Below are 1,857 nucleotides of genomic sequence, written 5' to 3' on the forward strand. Positions count from 1 at the left end.
ATCAAGCAATGTAACGCCAAATACAGTGCTTTCACGCACCATTAATACGTTAAGTAAGCAACATTCGCTCATAAGGTGCGTGACGCTACTAGATCATTAGTTTTGTTTCACAATTGTTATAGCGTCACGCACCCTACTCTTGTCATCCGTGAAATAACGTATATATTTTGTATTTAATTTATGTAATTAGTTACTTATGCGGATGATAAGTTTCACGTATACGTGGTATCGTTTTATGCCATAGAGTATTTGTATACGGCATAAGGAGAATGAACAAAGATTGCATGAGCGCAGATGAACTGAATAAATTTGTGGCTTACTGCAAAAAAATTCAGCCCCAATCGCAGGAGAATATTAAGCGGTTTTTTGAAGGTGTTGTAGGGTTTCCTTATGATAAAGAACTTTTGCTGCAAGCGTACTTGTTTTTAAATATTGAGAGTTTATTCCCTTGCTGTTTAGAGTTGCTGCTTTTTGAAAAATCTCCAATCGCTGACTATACTGATTTAGGTAAATGTGATTTTGTTTACCTGACTGTGACAGGTAATTTATTTCTCATTGAGACTAAATTTATTGATACTGAGGCAACTGGCGCCACTGAGCGCAAACGACGCAATAAACACAGGAATAAAGTTTTTGACCAAGTTATTACTTTAAAAAGTCGATTTAGCGAATATTGGGATATTCAACTAGAATACCTAAGCTGCGGTGTCTTTACAACTGACTCTGAAGTAGAATGGCGAGGTAATAACGCTGGTGTCGTAACAAAATCTATTTCTATAGAAAAACTTGAACAGTGGCGCCGAACCTATTAATTAAAACATTATTTTTTGTAAATCAAGAATACTGAACCTATCGGTCCAGGATTTTCGACATAAATTTTATTGTCGTAATATAATCCAGGTGACATTCCCCCGTCGAATAGCATTGCTTCTTGAACTGAACCTAGACAGTTATTTTTGGCTATTCCCGTTAGAACATCGTCAAACTTATCTGGTAATAACTCTTGATTGTTCTCAGATACACTTATATTATTGGCTTTTGCATCGTTTACTAATAAAATTACGTAGCCACGACTCGTGACAGCTACCATTGAACGGTTAGTAGCTTGTTTACACGCAAACTCTCCTAAATCTTGGCAAATATCTTTAAAGTTTCCGTTTCTATAAAATCGACCATTGCCTCCAACGAGATTGTAATTTAATATATCTTCTCGTCTTCTACCTGTTGCAATTGAGCTTCGGCGCCTTTTTGGATTTCCGGAGGATATTCCAAAGGATGAACGTTTAGAGTAAAAGTCCCCTGAATATGCCACTCCTCGTGAAATATTTAAGCCTTGAGGTTTATTGTTTGTATCTATATAATCAGCATTAATCGCTGCTATGGGTAGTTCGCCGTTGAGTTTGGCGTTATTCTCACTGATGATTTCACGGAATGTTTTTGGTATGTAATCTCGCTTGATTTTACCCTGACTATCCTTTTCATATAGTTTATGTGCTAATCCGACATTAACTTTAAAATCAAGCTGGTCAGATTTTGGATTAAATATAATTACGTGATTAATTCCTTGCTGCTCTACGGTGCCAGAATTATTTGTTTTGAGAAACTCAAGACTAAATTTTTCGTTCTCACCAAAACAGGTTTTCTTTGATTGATTGACAACTGTTTCTGCTTGTAGGGATTCCCGAATTGTGTCTTTTGGAGTTTTGCTGATACTTTGACAAGCTGTGCAAATCGCTAAAATACCAGAGCTACAAACCACCATCTTTATTAAATTATTCATTTTCCTTGATTATAACCAATTACAGTTTTATATCAATTTTTTGTCTATACAGCGAAAAACCTACTATAGCTCTTATA

2 protein-coding genes are annotated in these 1,857 nt (G+C 35.8%); one reads left to right on the plus strand and one right to left on the minus strand.

Annotated features, from left to right (window positions below; genetic code table 11):
• The first annotated feature begins 284 nt into the window (after window positions 1–284).
• Complete coding sequence (locus AC2JBO_RS44795; RefSeq protein ID WP_496960064.1) at window positions 285–812, plus strand: hypothetical protein; 528 nt, start codon at window positions 285–287, stop codon at window positions 810–812.
• An 8-nt stretch (window positions 813–820) separates the two neighbouring features.
• Here the strand turns inward: AC2JBO_RS44795 and AC2JBO_RS44800 are convergent, their stop codons facing one another.
• Window positions 821–1,780 carry a phosphodiester glycosidase family protein gene (locus AC2JBO_RS44800; protein WP_496960063.1) on the minus strand — a complete coding sequence of 320 codons (960 nt, stop codon included), beginning with the start codon at window positions 1,778–1,780 and terminating at the stop codon, window positions 821–823.
• Window positions 1,781–1,857 lie beyond the last annotated feature (77 nt).

It is taken from the genome of Calothrix sp. CBUCES-K 9914 (genome assembly GCF_059640475.1).